The sequence below is a fragment of the Thioalkalivibrio sp. ALE19 genome, assembly GCF_000428605.1.
Lineage (GTDB): Bacteria > Pseudomonadota > Gammaproteobacteria > Ectothiorhodospirales > Ectothiorhodospiraceae > Thioalkalivibrio.
Window position 1 is genome coordinate 131466 of the sequence record NZ_AUAG01000003.1, and the last position, 14406, is coordinate 145871.

At 68.2% G+C, this 14406-nt stretch carries 13 protein-coding genes; 4 read left to right on the forward strand and 9 right to left on the reverse strand.

From position 1 onward, the window contains the following. Positions 1 to 20 precede the first annotated feature (20 nt). A complete protein-coding gene (gene lipA / locus F787_RS0102595; RefSeq protein ID WP_028491216.1) occupies positions 21 to 989 on the forward strand; it encodes a lipoyl synthase in 969 nt (322 codons plus the stop codon). Between the two features lie 34 nt (positions 990 to 1023). Here the strand turns inward: lipA and lipB are convergent, their stop codons facing one another. The 9 genes from lipB to ppa form a co-directional block, all read right to left on the reverse strand. Beyond that, positions 1024 to 1728, reverse strand: a complete 705-nt coding sequence (lipB, locus tag F787_RS0102600; RefSeq protein ID WP_196801912.1) for a lipoyl(octanoyl) transferase LipB — start codon at positions 1726 to 1728, stop codon at positions 1024 to 1026. Further along, positions 1725 to 2000 carry a YbeD family protein gene (locus tag F787_RS0102605; protein ID WP_018870901.1) on the reverse strand — a complete coding sequence of 92 codons (276 nt, stop codon included), beginning with the start codon at positions 1998 to 2000 and terminating at the stop codon, positions 1725 to 1727. The genes lipB and F787_RS0102605 overlap by 4 nt, the downstream gene beginning before the upstream one ends. Beyond that, positions 1993 to 2892, reverse strand: a complete 900-nt coding sequence (locus tag F787_RS0102610; protein WP_018870900.1) for a D-amino acid aminotransferase — start codon at positions 2890 to 2892, stop codon at positions 1993 to 1995. Before F787_RS0102610 ends, F787_RS0102605 begins: the two co-directional genes overlap by 8 nt. Positions 2893 to 2899: 7 nt before the next feature. Then, complete coding sequence (locus F787_RS0102615; protein WP_019570710.1) at positions 2900 to 4135, reverse strand: D-alanyl-D-alanine carboxypeptidase family protein; 1236 nt, start codon at positions 4133 to 4135, stop codon at positions 2900 to 2902. A 106-nt stretch (positions 4136 to 4241) separates the two neighbouring features. Next, on the reverse strand, positions 4242 to 5246 hold the full coding sequence (locus F787_RS0102620; RefSeq protein WP_081694071.1) for a septal ring lytic transglycosylase RlpA family protein: 1005 nt from the start codon (positions 5244 to 5246) through the stop codon (positions 4242 to 4244). Continuing rightward, complete coding sequence (gene mltB, locus F787_RS0102625; RefSeq protein ID WP_018870897.1) at positions 5218 to 6228, reverse strand: lytic murein transglycosylase B; 1011 nt, start codon at positions 6226 to 6228, stop codon at positions 5218 to 5220. Before mltB ends, F787_RS0102620 begins: the two co-directional genes overlap by 29 nt. Beyond that, the gene (rodA, locus tag F787_RS0102630; protein WP_019021106.1) at positions 6225 to 7343 is read right to left on the reverse strand and encodes a rod shape-determining protein RodA; all 1119 of its coding nucleotides are present in this window, start codon (positions 7341 to 7343) and stop codon (positions 6225 to 6227) included. Before rodA ends, mltB begins: the two co-directional genes overlap by 4 nt. Next, positions 7340 to 9226, reverse strand: a complete 1887-nt coding sequence (gene mrdA / locus F787_RS0102635) for a penicillin-binding protein 2 (RefSeq protein ID WP_028491219.1) — start codon at positions 9224 to 9226, stop codon at positions 7340 to 7342. The genes rodA and mrdA overlap by 4 nt, the downstream gene beginning before the upstream one ends. A 125-nt stretch (positions 9227 to 9351) precedes the next feature. Next, the gene (gene ppa, locus F787_RS0102640; protein ID WP_018870894.1) at positions 9352 to 9888 is read right to left on the reverse strand and encodes an inorganic diphosphatase; all 537 of its coding nucleotides are present in this window, start codon (positions 9886 to 9888) and stop codon (positions 9352 to 9354) included. Between the two features lie 181 nt (positions 9889 to 10069). Between ppa and F787_RS0102645 the strand changes: the two genes are divergently transcribed. From F787_RS0102645 to F787_RS0102655, 3 genes are read left to right on the forward strand one after another with little or no spacing between them, the layout of a single operon-like run. Next, positions 10070 to 10711, forward strand: coding sequence for an adenylate kinase (locus F787_RS0102645; protein WP_019021109.1), 642 nt, complete (start codon positions 10070 to 10072; stop codon positions 10709 to 10711). A gap of 6 nt (positions 10712 to 10717) precedes the next feature. Next, positions 10718 to 12946, forward strand: coding sequence for an LPS-assembly protein LptD (locus F787_RS0102650; RefSeq protein ID WP_028491220.1), 2229 nt, complete (start codon positions 10718 to 10720; stop codon positions 12944 to 12946). A 22-nt stretch (positions 12947 to 12968) separates the two neighbouring features. Beyond that, a complete protein-coding gene (locus tag F787_RS0102655) occupies positions 12969 to 14402 on the forward strand; it encodes a peptidylprolyl isomerase (protein ID WP_369774272.1) in 1434 nt (477 codons plus the stop codon). The last annotated feature ends 4 nt before the right edge of the window (positions 14403 to 14406 follow it).

Genomic DNA, 14406 nt, shown 5'->3' on the forward strand with positions numbered 1-14406 from the left:
CAACCGGCAGGAACCGAACCATGACCGCAACGAACCGTCCGCAACCCGGGGAGAAACAGCGCGCCGCCGACAAGGTCTCGCGCATCCCGGTGAAGATCAATCCGACCACGAAACCGCAGCGCAAGCCCTCATGGATCCGCGCGCAGAGCCAGGCGCGCCCCGAGGTCCAGCGCATCAAGGGCATCCTGCGCGAGCAGAAGCTGGTCACCGTGTGCGAAGAGGCCAGCTGCCCCAACCTCGGCGAGTGCTTCAACCATGGCACGGCCACGTTCATGATCATGGGCGAGGTCTGCACCCGGCGCTGTCCATTCTGCGACGTGGCCCACGGCCGCCCGGACCCCCTGGACCCGGAAGAACCCCGCCATCTGGCCGAGACCATCGAGGTCCTCGGCCTGAAGTACGTGGTGATCACCTCCGTGGACCGCGACGACCTGCGTGACGGCGGCGCCGGCCACTTCGTCGACTGCATCCGCGAGATCCGCAGCCGCACCCCGCAAACGAAGATCGAAGTCCTGGTCCCCGACTTCCGCGGGCGCATGGATCGCGCGCTGGAGATCATGCGCCAGGCCCCGCCGGACGTCTTCAACCACAACCTCGAGACCGTGCCGCGACTGTACCGCGAGGCGCGCCCGGGCGCCGATTACCAGTGGTCGCTGGACCTGCTTCGTCGTTTCCGGGAGCAGCATCCGGGCGTCCCCACCAAGTCCGGGCTGATGCTGGGTCTGGGCGAGGAACGCGACGAACTGCTGCAGGTCCTGCAGGATCTGCGCGACCATGGATGCGACATGCTGACCCTCGGCCAGTATCTGCAGCCCTCGCGGCACCACCTGCCGGTCACCCGCTTCCTCACGCCGGACGAGTTCGACGAGCTTGGCGAGCGCGCCCGCGAGATGGGCTTCCGGCAGGTGGCCAGCGGCCCCATGGTCCGCTCTTCCTACCACGCCGACCTGCAGGCGCAGGGCGTTACCGAAGAAACCGAAGCCGTCTGAACACCCCGCTGAATCGCCGCCCACCCGGCGGCGTTCAGGCCACCGGAGCCAGCGGCCGCGCCAGGCAGCGCAGCAGTTCCGGGGGCAGCGTCGGCACCTCCTCGCAGGCCGACGGCGTTTCCTGCCCCCCGGTGGCCAGCTGCACGGCCAGCGCCCGCAGGAGCACGCGCCGCACCCGCTCGGGGTTCGCGGGTCTCCCCTCCGCAGCCACCGAGGTCGTCGCCAGTCCGGCATAACCACAGGGATGAATACGGCCAAAGGCCGACAGGGCCGGATCCACGTTGAGCGCCAGCCCGTGGATGCTGACCCCGTGGCGCACGCGCAGGCCCAGTGCAGCGATCTTCGCATCGCCCGTGTAGACCCCGGGCGCGCCCTCGCGGCGGCCCGCGACGATGCCCCATTCTCCCAGGGCATCGATCACTGCCTGTTCCAGGCGCTCCACCAGCGCCCGCACCCCCAGCCCGCGGCGTCGCAGGTCCAGCAGGGTATACACCACCAGCTGCCCCGGCCCGTGCCAGGTCACCTGTCCGCCGCGGTCGATCGCGATCACCGGCACCACGCCGGGATCGAGCAGGTGTTCGGCACGGCCGTTGCGCCCCTGGGTATAGACCGGCGGGTGCTGCACGCACCACAGCTGATCGGGCGTGTGCGGCCCGCGCTCCGCCGCATGCAGGCGCATCGCCCGCCATACCGGCAAGTAGGGCTGTTCGCCCAGACGATGAACCCGCAGCGTATTCAGAGGATCATCCGTACCCGGTTGCACTGCCCCAGGGCCCGGTAGAGATTGTCCAGCTGCAGCTGACTGGTGGCGGTGATGGTCACGGTGATCCCGACAAAGCGCCCGCCACTGGATGCTCGCTGCTGGATCACCGCATCCCCGGGCTCGTCCACGTGGTCGTTCACGCAGGATTCCACCGCTTCCATCAATTCGGGGTGAGAGTCCCCCATGATCTTGATCGGGAAGCGGCAGGGGAATTCGATCAGGGTCTCGCGTTCTTCTTCGTCACTCATTATTCATGGCCTCCGACTGTCGACGCGCGGCACCGGGTTTGGCGGCCTGGTAGGCGGCGTGCAGCCGCGCCCACAGAGGACCCGGCCGGCCGGAACCCACCAGTTCACCGTCGATACGGGTCACCGGCAGCAATTCGCGGGTGGAACTGCTGAGCCAGACCTCGTCGGCCGCCCGCAGTTCCGCGGCGGTCACGCCCCGCTCCTCCACGGGCACACCCTCGCCCCGGGCGAGCCCGAGCACGAAATCGCGTGTCACCCCTGCCAGCATCCCGCTGTCCAGTGGCGGTGTCACCAGCGTCCCGTCGCGCACCACGAACGCGTTGCTGGCGGCTCCCTCGGTCAGCCGACCATTGCGCAACAGCAGCGCCTCCACCGCGTCGGATTCCACGGCCTCCTGACGCGCGAGCACGTTGGCCAGCAGGGTGGTGGCCTTGATGTCGCAGCGACCCCAGCGCTCGTCGGTGCGGGTCACCGCGCTCACGCCCGCCTCGCGCACCGCCGGGCCCAGCGGACGGATGGGGCTGACCATCCCCAGTACCGTGGGTTCGGAGACATCCGGGAAGGCGTGATCCCGCGGGGCCACCCCGCGGGTCACCTGCAGATAGAGTCCCAGATCCGGCGGCGTCGACCCGTCCGCCGGTTCCGCGCCGTTGTGGCGGAGCAGATCGCCCAGATGACGTTCCCATTGTTCGCGGCCGAAGGGGTTCGGCAGACGAATGGCCGCCAGCGACCGCGCGAGACGGTCCAGATGCGCGTCCAGCAGGAAGAACCGGCCCGCGTAACTGGGGATGACCTCATACACCGAATCGCCGAACAGGAAGCCGCGATCCAGCGGGGAGATCCGGACTTCCTCCAGCGGCAGGAATTCGCCATTGAACAGGGCAATGCTCATGTCCGCCTCAGAACGGCCACACCGACTGCACCCACAACGCCGCGCTGTCCCAGCCACGGCGGATGAACCCGCCGGTCTCGATCTCCTGCAGTACGACCAGGGGCTGTTCGTGGACGGCTTCGCCGTCGAGGGTCGCAACCACACGCCCGACCCGGGCCCCTTCGCGCAGCGGCGCTTCCAGCGGATGGTCGATCTCCATGGAAGCCGACAGGTCATCCCCCTCGCCGGGCGGAATCACCACCCAGAAATCCTCCGCCAGGCCGACCGGTGCCTCCTGTTCGCTCCCCTTGTAGACCCGCGGCATGCCCAGGGCCTCGCCGGCACCGAACAAGCGCCGGGTTTCGGTAAAGCGCATGCCCCAGTTCACCAGTGCCTGGGATTCGTTCGCGCGGCGCGTACCTCCAGTCGAATGGTCGGGGGCGTCGATGCCCATCACCACCGCCACCAGACGACGATCGTTGCGTTCGGCGGAGGAGACCAGGTTGTAGCCCGCCGCCGAGGTCCAGCCGGTCTTCAGGCCGTCGAAACCGGCATCGCGCCATAGCAGGAGGTTGCGGTTGTTCTGTTCGATGCCGGCGTATTCGAACGAGCGCTCGGAATACAGGTTGTACAGATCCGGGAATTCCCGGATCAGGGCCCGCGCCAGGGTCGCCATGTCGGCCGCCGTGGTGTACTGCGACTCCTCTTCCGGCAACCCGTGGGGGTTGGCAAAGTAGGAATCCTGCATGCCCAGGCGCCGGGCCTGGTTGTTCATCATGTCCACGAAGGCACCCTGCGAGCCGGCCACGCGTTCGGCCAGCGCGGTGGAGGCGTCGTTACCGGACTGGATGATCATGCCGCGCAGCAGATCCTCGACCCGGACTTCCTCGCCGACCTCGATGAACATCCGCGAAGCGCCCTCCATCCCGGTACGCCAGGCCCGCTCGCTGATGGTGACTTCTTCCTCCAGTGACAGTCGGCCGTCCCGGATCTCGCCGAACACCACGTAGGCCGTCATCAGCTTGGTCAGGCTCGCCGGCTCGCGCCGCGCGGACGGATCGCGCTCCGCCAGGGCCACACCGGATTCGAAGTCCTTCAGCACATAGCTGGCCGCGGTGATGTCCGATGGCGGCGAAGGGATGCTGCCGGGCGCCGAAGGCCCGGTTCCGGCGCGTGGCAGTTCCAGTTCCACGGCGCTGGCCGCCACGGGCAGGAACAGCAGAAAACTGACGGTGATCAGGGAATTGCGAAGTAATGACTTCATGAACCGAAGGAGTCTCCATGAATGAGGACCGGGGGCTTGCGGGCGCACACGGCGGCCGGACACCGAAGGTTGCCAAAGATACCAGACCGGCACGCCGTCCGGGTTCTCAATCGGTCACGATACGGAAATCCCCGGGCGCCACCGCCTCCAGCCGCCGGGCCGTGTCGCGCACGGTGTCCTCGCCGTGCAGCGGGCCCACCCGCACGCGGTGCAGCTCCTCGCCGCCGGCGGTCTCCACGCGACCAAGTTCGGCCACCCGGAATCCGTCCGCCCGCAGGCTTTCGCGCAGGCGCTCGGCCGTCATCCGTTCACCGAAGGCGCCTACCTGGATATAGCGCGCGGGCTCCTGGCTGCCCCCCTTTCCGGACCCCGGGTCACCGTTGTACGCCCCGTCGCCGTCGACCGTCCCGGCCATCTCCCGCGTTGCGTCCGGGTCATTCGCGTCCACCGCCAGCGGCTCCGGCTCCGCGAGGGTGTCGGCACCCTTGCGATCGCGTTCGGCCGTACGCGCCTCGCCGTTCACGTCCCCGGGGCCAACCGCGCGGATACGCACCGGCGCCACGCCCGCATCGGTCATGCCCAGACGATGGGCCGCGGCATAGGACAGATCGATGATGCGGTCATCCACGAACGGGCCTCGGTCGTTCACCCGGACCACCACCTGCTTCCCGTTCTCCAGATGGGTCACCTCGACGAAGCTGGGCAGCGGCAGCTTCTTGTGCGCCGCGGTCATGGCGTACATGTCATAGGGCTCGCCACTGGAGGTCCGGCGGCCGTGAAACTTCGTTCCGTACCATGACGCCATCCCCTCCTCCTGGAAACCTTCGGAAGAAGACAGCGTCACGTAGCGCTGACCGAACACCTCGTACTCGGCCGGATTGCCGTAACGACTGGGCGGCTCGTCGGTGGGTTCGGCATCCGGCAGGAGTGCCAGATCCCGCGGTACTTCGTCGGGATCGGGATAGCTGTCATGGGCGGCGTCCCCCAGCGGGCGGTCGCGCTCGGGCGTACCCGAGCAACCGGCAAGGATCATACCGGCCAGCAGCGCAACCGGCAGGGCGGCCCCGCCGATCGCACGCCCGTCAGTCGTACAGCGCCTGCGCCAGCTCATGGGCGGCCATCGCATACAGCGGACTCCGGTTGTATCGCGTGATCACGTAGAAATTCGGATACCCCAGATAATAGACATCGCCCTCGTCGGCCTCCAGATACACCAGCGAATAATCACCGTCCGGGTCGACCGTTTCGCCTTCGGCCGGACGCACGCCGTGCTCGGCCAGCTCGTCCAGGTCGAAGCGCGCGGTATAGCCCTGCTCGACCAGTTCTTCCGGATGGTCGTCGACCTCGGCGCGGGCCACCACCGGCTGCCCCCAGCGCCAGTCATGCTCGGCGAAGTAGTTCGCCACGCTGCCGATCGCGTCGGGCCAGGAATTCAGCAGATCGCGCCGCCCGGAGTCATCGAAATCCACCGCGTAATGACGGTAGCTGGAGGAGATGAACTGGCCGTAACCCATCGCTCCGGCGTAGGAGCCATGCAGATCAAGGATCTCCAGATCCTCCTCCTCCGCCAGCTCCAGCAGATGGCCCAGCTCGCTGCGGAAGAATGCCGCCCGTGGCGGGTAGTCGAACCCGAGGGTCACCAGCGCATCCAGCACGCGGGTGCTGCCGGTGTTGCGTCCGTAATCGGTCTCGATGCCGATGATCGCGGTGATCATTTCCGGCTCGACACCGAAGCGTTCCTCGGCGCGTTTCAGCCACTCGGCCTGCTCTTCCATGAACTCGCGCCCGCGGCGGACCCGGCGATCATTCACGAAGATCGGTCGATAGTCCTTCCACGGCAGGGCCTCGGCGGGGCTGGAGATGCTGTCGATGATGTCCTGGCGCGGCTGCGCCTCCTCGAACAGTTCTTCCAGCCATTCGCGATCGAATCCCGCCTCCGCCCGTTCGTCGATGAATTCCTGCACCTCCTCGCGTTCGAGATAGGGCGTCTCGCCCGCCCGGTATTCGGAGTTGGACGCCGTGGCGGTGGCGGCCAGAAACAGGCAGGAGACGGCAACAGTCGTCGCGAAGCGACACGGATTTACGGGGTTCATCGATTCACCAGGCGTTTTTCGGAGGCAATGCTCATGAGAATACCGAAGGCCACCATGAGCGTCACCAGCGAAGTTCCGCCATAGCTCACAAGAGGCAACGGAACTCCCACCACCGGCAGCAGCCCGGTCACCATGCCGATATTGACCACCATGTACACCGCAAAGGTCAGGCTGATGCTGCCACCCAGCAGACGGGCGAAGCGGTCCTGCGCCAGGGATGCCAGCCACAGCCCGCGCGCGACGATGGCGAAATACAGCGCCAGCAGCAGCACCACCCCCATGAAGCCGAATTCCTCGGCATACACCGCGAAGATGAAATCGGTCGACCGTTCCGGCAGGAAGTCCAGCTGCGACTGGGTCCCGTTGAGCCAGCCCTTGCCGTAGAACCCGCCCGAGCCGATGGCGATCTGCGACTGGATGATGTGATAACCGGTCCCCAGGGGATCGGACTCGGGATTGAACAGCGTCAGCACGCGCTGGCGCTGGTAGTCATGCATCTGCAGCCAGAGCACCGGCGCCGCCGCGGCCACCAGGGCCCCGAGCCCGGTGAACCAGCGCCAGGACAGCCCGGCGAGGAACACCACCAGCAACCCGGCCACGCCCACCAGCATCGCGGTGCCCAGATCGGGCTGTTCCATGATCAGCCACACCGGCACCAGGATGATCGGCAGCACAACGGCCAGATCGCGCGCCCGCGGCGCACCCTGGCGCAGCGACAGGTACCACGCGGTCATCATCGGCACGGCCAGTTTCATGATCTCCGAAGGCTGGAAACGCACCAGCCCCATGTCCAGCCAGCGCCGGGCCCCCTTGCCGATCTCGCCGAAGAACAGCACCGCGACCAGCAGCACCAGGCCGGCGACGAAAAGCCAGGGGGCCATGACCCGCAGTACACGCACCGGGATCTGCGCGATCACCAGCATCGCCGCGACCCCGAAACCGATCCGCAACACCTGGTTCTCCAGCGCGACCAGACTCTCGCCGGTCGCGCTGAACAGCACCACCAGACCGAGCATCAGCAGCAGCGACAGCAGGATCAGCAGCGTGCCATCCATCCGCAGGCTGCGCAGGGCCCACTGCCCGGCGGAGAGCTCACGTCCGGTCACGCTGATCATTCCCCGGCCTCCTCGACGGGCAGCCTCATGCCGCCACCGCCCAGCAGCCAGGCATCCATGACCTCGCGCGCCTTGGGTGCCGCTACGCGGCCACCACTGCCGCCGTGCTCCACCAGCACCGCAACCGCGATCTGCGGGTCATCCGCCGGGGCATAGCCGGTGAACAGGGCGTGATCCCAGAGATGCCGGGCCAGTTCATCCTCGTCGTACTCTTCGTCCTCGCCCAGGCTGAAGACCTGCGAGGTCCCGGTCTTGCCGGCGATGGTGTACTCCGGACGGGTGCTCCCGATACTGCCCCAGGCGGTGCCATGCGGCTCGTGCACCGCTTCGACGAGCGATCCGTGGATCACGTCCCAGTGGGCTTCGTCCAGCGCCACCGGCTGGCGGTAATCGGGCAGCAGGGTCTCGCCGATTTCCCGTTCCCGGCCATCCCCCATCGCCCGCAGCAGGCGCGGGCGCACGCGCTCGCCCCGATTCGCCAGCGTGGTGGTGAAATCGGCCATCTGCAGCGGGGTACTGAGCATGTACCCCTGACCGATGGCCGTGATCAGGGTCTCGCCGGGATACCAGACGGTGCCGTGGGTGGCACGTTTCCAGTCGCGCCCCGGCCGGATGCCGGTGCGTTCGCCGCTGAGATCGATGCCGGTGGGTTCACCGATACCGAAGGCTTCCAGCATCGGCGTGATCCGGTCGATCCCCATGTCGTGGGCGAGGTCATAGAAATACACGTCCGACGACACCGCAATCGCGCGCGACATGTCGACCAGGCCATGGCCCTCCCGCCGCCAGTCACGATAGCGGCGTTCGTGCCCGGGGATCTGGTAGTAGCCGCGGGCGAACATCTCGCGGTCGGCGGTGGTCGCCTCCTCGTGCAGGCCGGCCAGGGCCACGATCGGCTTGATGGTGGACCCCGGCGGATACTGGCCATGCAGCACCCGGTTGAACAGCGGCCGCCCCGGATGGTCGCGCAACGCCGAAAACTCTTCCTGCGACTGCCCCTTCACGAACGGGTCGGCATCGAATCCCGGGGCACTGACCATGGCCAGGACGTCCCCGCTGGCGGGCTCGATGGCCACGATCGCCCCGCGCTGATCCCCCAGTGCGCGGCGGGCCGCCAGCTGCAGGTTGTAGTCCAGGGTCAGATGGATGTCGGTCCCGGCCGTCGGCGGGCTGACCTCCAGCTCGCGGATCGCCCGGCCCTGGGCGTTCACCTCCACCTGACGGTGGCCCGGGCGGCCGTGCAGCAGCTCCTCGTAATGCTGCTCGATCCCGGTCTTGCCAATGTGGGACACACCGGCATAGGCACGCCGGTCCACGCGCTGCAGGTCTTCGCGCGTGATCCGGCCCACGTAGCCCACCACATGCGTGAATGCCTCGCCCGCCGGGTAATAGCGCATCGGACGCGCTTCGATCTCGACCCCGGGCAGCTCATGCCGGGACACGGCCAGATGCGCGACAGTCTCGTCGTCCAGCCCCGCCTTCAGCAACACCGGCTGAAACGGGCGCCGCTGCTCCACCCCGCGGCGGAACCGCTCGAGGTCGGCATCGGAGAGTTCCACGAAGTCCTCGAGCCGCTCCAGCAGCCGGTCGAGGTCGTCGGCCTGTTCCACCGTGACCTCGAGCTGATAGGAAGCCCGGTTGCCGGCCAGCAGCACGCCGTTGCGATCCCGGATCACGCCCCGGCTGGGGGCGATGGGCTCGATGCGCAGCCGGTTGTTCTCGGAAAGCGTGGTGTAGTGCTCGTGCGCACCCACCTGCAGACTGGCGGTGTGCCAGCCGATCAGGCCCAGCACCGCCGCCAGCAGCACCAGGGACAGCACCACCCGCGCGACAAAACGCCGGTGATCGTGCTGTTCCTGTCCATAGGCGTCGCGCTCATCCATGGGGCCGCCCGCCCGCGGCCATCAGGACCGCTCCATCGGGTCGCGGACGGGCACGCGCACCGGCGCGCCCGGGAGACCGGCTCCCCCGGGGCCCGCACGGCACGCCCATGGCTGCGCGAAAGGCTTCAGATCTTGCTCTTCTGGAAACGCTTGTAGCTGGCAAGAATCTCCGTCCTGGCGGCCTCGGCGTCCGCCCAGCCCTCGACCTTCACCCACTTGCCGGCTTCGAGCTCCTTGTAGTGCTCGAAGAAGTGCTTGATGCTGTCGAGCAGCTCCTGCGACACGTCTTCCGGACCCTTCACGCTCTCGTACCCCGGATGCAGCTTGGTGACCGGCACCGCCAGGATCTTCGCATCCTGCCCGGCCTCGTCGGACATCTGCAGCACGCCCACCGGCCGCGCGCGCACCACCGAGCCCGGCATCAGCGGCACCGGCGTGATCACCAGCACGTCCACCGGATCGCCGTCTTCCGACAGGGTCTGCGGCACGAACCCGTAGTTGCAGGGGTAGAACATGGCGACCGTCATGAAACGGTCGACCACCAGCGCCCCGCTGTCCTTGTCGACCTCGTACTTGACCGGCTGACCGTGGGCAGGGATCTCGATGACCACGTTCATGTCATCGGGCAGATCCTTCCCGGCTTCAATCTGATTCAGATCCATCGTCTCTTTCCGCTTGATTGGTTGGCGCGGCATTATAACGGGACTGCGCGACAGGTGAACGGTTCCCCGCGCTCGCTTGCGAGGCCTCCGGTCAGTCGGTATAAGACCGCGTGCGCTTTCGATACCCAATCCACGTGCCGGCGCCGATGCGGGCGCGAACGGCACACGGCAGGAGTCAATTATGCGAATCGTCCTGATGGGCGCCCCCGGATCCGGCAAGGGTACCCAGGCCAAGAAGATGGTCAGTCACTTCGGCATCCCCCAGATCTCCACCGGCGACCTGCTGCGCGCGGCCGTCGCCGCAGAGACCGAACTGGGCCTGAAGGCCAAGAGTGCCATGGATGCCGGCCAGCTGGTCCCCGATGACCTGGTGCTCGGTCTGATCCGCGACCGGCTGCAGGAACCGGACGCGGAAAAGGGCTTCATCCTCGACGGCTTCCCGCGCAACTGCGCCCAGGCCGAGGCCCTGGACAGCATGCTGGCCGACATCGAGCGTCCGCTGGACCGCGCGGTCCAGATCGACGTGCCGTTCGAGGAACTGAAGCAGCGCCTGACCGGCCGGGTCTCCTGCGAAAGCTGCGGCGCGGTGTTCAACACCCACACCTTCCCGCCGCAGAAGGAAGGCATCTGCGACCAGTGCGGCGGCAACCTGGTCCACCGCGCGGACGACACCGAGGAGACGGTGGTCAGCCGCCTGCAGGTGTACGAGGAACAGACGCAGCCGCTGATCGAGTATTACGACACCCGCGGTCTGCTCAAGCACGTCGACGGCACCCGCGACATGGAACGGATCTTCGACGAGATCCGCGGCCTGCTGGACTGATCCGCGATGCGGCCGGCGCGTGCCGCGGCGGTGTCCCTCGTGCTGGTCGCCACCGCCCCGGCGGCCGGCGCGGAGACGGCCTTCGGCGGGGATCGTCCCGCCGGCTGCGAATTCGCGCCCGACGCCGTCTGGCCCGCCCTGCGCGAACTGCCGCCCGACGTGCGCGAGATCGAGGCGGATCACGTCCGGCGCGAGGGCGACCAGGTGCGCGCCGAGGGCGATGTCCGGCTGTACGCAGACCGTCAACGGCTGGACGCCGAGGTCCTCGACTACGATCGCGCCCGGGGGCTGGCACGGACCGAGGGAGCGGTCCGGCTGTTCGATGGCGACCTGCTGCTGCAAGGCGAAGACGGCCGCTTCCAGCTCGACGAAGATACCGGGGAGCTGAGCCGCATCGATTACATGGTGCGCTCGGTGCCCGCACGCGGACAGGCCGGGGCCGGCACGCAGCTCGACCCCGACCGGCACCGCTTCGAACAGGCGCAGTACACCACCTGCCCGGTCAACCGCGACTCCTGGCGCCTGGACGCCGCCCGCCTCGACCTCGACCAGGAAAGCGGACGCGGGGTCGCCCGCCACGCCGTGCTGCGCGTGCGCAACGTGCCGGTGGCCTACACCCCGTATATCGATTTCCCCCTGGATGACCGGCGCAAGTCCGGCTTCCTGCTGCCCAGCTTCGGCACCGGCGGACGCACCGGCGCGGATCTGTCCCTGCCGTGGTACTGGAACATCGCGCCCAATTACGACGCCACGTTCACACCGCGCATCATGGCCGACCGCGGGATCAAGCTGAGCACCGAATTCCGCTACCTGCAGCCTGCCCACGAAGGACAGGTTGATTTTCGCTACCTGCCGGACGATCGCGAGACCGGCGAGGATCGCCAATTTGTGGCCTGGCAGCACCGCACCCGCATCGCCCCGGGCCTGCGCCTGGACATCGATGCCGCGGACGTCTCCGACAGCGAATATTTCCGCGATTTCGGCTCCGCCGACCGCTATTCGAGCTCGGTGCGCGACCTGCGTCGCCGGGCCGACCTGACCTGGAGTCAACCGCGCTACCGCCTGCGCACCCGGGTCGAGGACTATCAGATCGTCGACACCGAGCTGGCCGACCGGCGCGAGCCCTACCAGCGGCTGCCGCAGATCACCCTGGAAGCCGGCGAATACGCGGGACAATGGGCCGGCGGCGGAGTCACCTGGGACCTGGACGCCGAACTGGTGCGTTTCGCCCGTCAGGAACGCGCCTCGGACCGTCCCACCGGCCTGCGTTTCGACCTCGACCCGGAACTGGCCTGGCGTTTCGACACCGGCGGGATCTTTGTCGAACCCCGCGCCGGGGTGCGCTACACCGCCTACGAGCTGGACCGCCGCGGCGAGCCCGGCCCCGAGTCCATCCGCCGCACCGTACCGCACGCCGCGGTGGACAGCGGCCTGATCTTCGAACGCGACCTGGCCGACGGCGAACGGCTGCAGACCCTGGAGCCCCGACTGTTCTACGGCTACGTGCCCTACCGCGACCAGGACGACATCCCGGTGTTCGACACCGGCGAGCGCGAGTTCAGCTTCGACAACCTGTTCAGCCTGCAGCGCTTTACCGGCGCCGACCGCGTGGGCGACACCCACCAGCTGACCGCCGCCCTGACCAGCCGCATCCTCGATACGACCACCGGACAGGAACGCGCCCGGCTGTCGGTCGGCGAGATCCGCTATTTCCGCGACCGCCGCGTACGCCGCAGCCCCTCCGCGCCGGCACTGGAGGACCGCCATTCGGACCTCGCCGTGGAGGGGCGCCTGCGTATCGGCGACGCCTGGGACGGCCGCGGCTCGGTGCTCTACAACCGCGAGCACGAGGACACCTCGCTGGCCGCGCTCGGCGTGTCCTGGAGCCCGGATGAGCGCCGGCGCATCAACCTCGGCTACCGCCAGCGGGCCGATCAGCTGGAACAGACCGACGTGTCCGTACTGTGGCCGGCCGGCGACCGCGTGGACCTGGTCGGACGCTGGAACTACAGCCTGCGCAGTGAACGCGACCTCGAACTTCTGGCCGGTCTCCAGTATCGTAGTTGCTGCTATGGTTTGCGCGTGGTCGCCCGGCGTTCGCTGGATTCCGACCAGCGCTACGACAACTCGATCCATTTCCAGATCACGCTGGACGGACTGGCCCGTTTCGACGGCGGAGTCGACAGCCTCCTGAGCGAAGGTATTGCCGGATATGATGCGCACCCCGACCGCTAAAAGCGCCGGTCGCCGCGCGGGCATGCTTGCCCGCCCCCTGCTCCTGGCCGGGCTTGCCCTGGCCCTGGCGCCGCTGGCCCAGGCCCAGCACGACCCGCTCTCCATGCCCGAAGGTACGGGCACCGGAGCGGGCCCCGGCGCCGAAGCCGGGGTACAGGCCCCGGTCACTCCGGGTGCCGCCACCGATGCCGGTGCGCCCGCCCCGGCAATCACTCCGCCGGAGGAAGACCAGTTCACCGACCGCATCCTCGCGATCGTCGAGGAAGACGTGATCACCCAGCGCGAGCTGGTGGAACGCATGAACCTGGTGGCGCAGCAGATGGCCGAACAGGGGCAGCGTCCGCCCGGCCAGGACGCCCTCGCCCGCCAGGTCATGGAACAACTGGTCACCGAGCGCGTGCAGCTGCAGGAGGCCCGCCGGATCGGCATCAGCATCGACGAGATGACCCTGAACCGAACCATGGAGCAGATCGCGCGCGAAAACCGCATGACACTGCCCCAGCTGCGCCGCGCCCTGATGCAGGACGGCGTGGACTTCGAGGCGTTTCGTGAACAGATCCGCACCGAGCTGACCATCAACCAGCTGCGCAGCCGCCAGGTCGACAACCGGGTCCGGGTCTCCGATCAGGAGATCGAAGACCTCATCGCCTCGGAAAGCGGCGCCATCGACCGCGACGTGCGCTACCGCCTCTCGCACATCCTCGTCGCGGTGCCGCAGGGCGCCGGCAGCGACGAGATCCGCGAGGCGCGGGAAAAGGCCGCGGAGCTGCGCTCCCGCGTGCGTGAAGGCGAGGAATTCGCCCGGGTGGCGATGGAAGCATCCGACGGACCGCAGGCCCTGCAGGGCGGCGATCTGGGCTGGCGTGGCCCCGGCGAGCTGTCCACGGTGCTGGCCCGCGAGGCCATCCTGATGCGCACCGGCGCGGTCAGCGACGTCCTGCGTTCACCGCAGGGCTTCCACGTCATCCGGCTCGAGGACCGCGAGGGCGGTGACCAGACCCTGGTCGAACAGACCGAAGTCCGTCACATCCTCAAGAGTCCCGACGAGGTCCGCAGCGAGGAAGAGGCCGAGCGCCAGATCCGCGCCCTGTATAACCGCCTGCAGGAGGGCGAGGACTTCGGCGATCTCGCCCGCGGCAACTCCGACGACCCGGGGTCCGCCGCGCAGGGCGGCCGTCTGGGCTGGGTCAGCCCCGGGGAACTGGTGCCCGGCTTCGAACAGGCCATGGGCCGGCTCGAACCGGGCGAGATCAGCGAGCCGGTGCAGAGCGAGTTCGGCTGGCACATCATCGAGGTGCTGGACCGCCGCGAAGTCGACACCACCCGCGAGCAGATCCGCGCCCGCGCCCGCGAAGTCCTGCAGAACCGCAAGCGCCAGGACGAGATGGAGCTGTGGCTGCGCCGCCTGCGCGAGGGCGCCTATGTCGAATACCGCGTCGACGGCCTCGAGCCCTGAGCCG